1 protein-coding gene is annotated in these 1032 nt (G+C 78.9%); it reads right to left on the bottom strand.

Annotation, left to right across the window (positions count from 1 at the left end; genetic code table 11):
- The coding region (locus ABZ914_RS51820) for a hypothetical protein (RefSeq protein WP_500201879.1) at positions 1 to 1032 on the bottom strand (1032 nt) is incomplete at both ends.

Below are 1032 nucleotides of genomic sequence, written 5' to 3'. Positions count from 1 at the left end.
CGCTCGGCGCCCCGCCGTGGACGCTCGCGGAGCGCCGCGAGGAGCCCGAGCGGCTGCACCGCCTCCATCCAGTCGAGCAGGAGCGGCCGCGCGGCGGCGGGGGCGTCCGGGAAGGCCCGGATCAGGGCGTCGAGCACCTCGCGGGACGGGCTCCGCAGCCCGTCCCGGAGGCGCCGCAGTTCGTCCGGCTCGCGGGCCGCGTCCCTGATCGCCTCGCGCGCGGCGGTCGCGTGCTCCAGCGCGTCCTGCGCGAACGCCTCCCGCAGGACGGCCTCCTCGTCCGCCGCCCGATCGGGGACGTGCCGTGCGGCGGCGAGCGCGCGCTCGAGATCGTCGCGCGTCACGACCGCGCCGCACAGGTTCAGCAGGGTGATCGACACCGTGCTCGGCGGCAGTGCCCGCACCCGCTCGGCGACCTGGAACCTCTCCCCCGCGCCGAGCCGAGGCACCACCTGCTTCACCAGTTCGCGGAGCCGTCGCCCTGTCGCGCCGGACGGGGCGTCGCGGCGCGCCTCTCCGGTGACCAGTGCCTCGACGAGGAGCGCGGCGGACCGGGCGAAGACCTCCAGTTCCGTCGCCGTCCACGGCGGGACGCAGAGGTCCACGGCGAGGCGCAGCGCGCGCGGGTCCGATTCGGCCAGGTCGAGCCAGCGGGGCAGCAGCGGACGCAACGACGCGGGGACCGCCTTGCCGCGCGTCCGCGCGTCAAGGACGCGGCGGGCGGTCTCGATGTCCCAGCCGTGCTCCGCGAGCCCTCGGACGTCGGCGGCGGCGTCCGCCTCCTCCGAGAACCGGCCGGGGGCGAGCGCGGGCAGCGCGGCGCATAGGAGCGCGCGGGCGCGGTCGTCGGCGGCCTGGTCCGCCGCCGCGAGGACGACGGCGGCCGACGCGTCGCCCAGCACGGCGCGGAGCGCCTCGATGAGGCCCTCGCGGAGGCCCGGGTTGCCGTGGTGCCCCAGCCAGAACAGCGCCTTCGGGACGGCGGCGGGGGCGCCCCCCCCCCCGCGGGCCGCCCCCGCCGGCGAGTGGACG

Source organism: Spirillospora sp. NPDC046719 (genome assembly GCF_040645715.1).
GTDB lineage: Bacteria > Actinomycetota > Actinomycetes > Streptosporangiales > Streptosporangiaceae > Spirillospora.
Note: the sequence above shows the minus strand (reverse complement) of the source record. Positions and strands in the feature narration are given on the sequence as shown.